Below are 477 nucleotides of genomic sequence, written 5' to 3' on the forward strand. Positions count from 1 at the left end.
ATACCCTATTTACGTGTAAACCGAATCGTAATGGACTATTTGAATTGGCGCGTAAACATGGAAGAGTCGCAGGTACCCGCCCACAAGATCTCAAGAACAAGGTTTATACTGAATCTCTTGATGAAGCTTGGAATCTACTCAAAACAGAGAAGTTTTATATTGTTTTGACGGGGCAAGTATTTGGCATTCATCGAAAATCATTGCGAAGTGCTGATTCTGTTGATGTTGAGTTTGATACTGAAACTCGCTCGACATGTGTCACGGCATAGATCCAACGCTGAATATAAAAAGGACGATAAATTATCGTCCTTTTTTCGTTTGAGTTTTTTGGTTCAACCTTGGTTACAGATGCTCAGCACCCGCTATCGGCCGTATTGCCCAACGATAAAGTGTTCAAACTCATCACACATCTGATGGTTTGACTTATCATTATTCGCCAACTCGGTGGCCCCATCAACGATCGATATCTTCGCATTC

At 41.5% G+C, this 477-nt stretch carries 1 protein-coding gene; it reads left to right on the forward strand.

Features of this window, described 5'->3' with window-relative positions; genetic code table 11:
* Nucleotides 1-269 (forward strand): hypothetical protein (locus AB4512_RS24615; RefSeq protein WP_372176092.1); only part of this gene is annotated, 269 nt, incomplete at its 5' end.
* Nucleotides 270-477 lie beyond the last annotated feature (208 nt).

Source organism: Vibrio sp. 10N.222.52.B7, from assembly GCF_041474275.1.
GTDB lineage: Bacteria > Pseudomonadota > Gammaproteobacteria > Enterobacterales > Vibrionaceae > Vibrio > Vibrio crassostreae_C.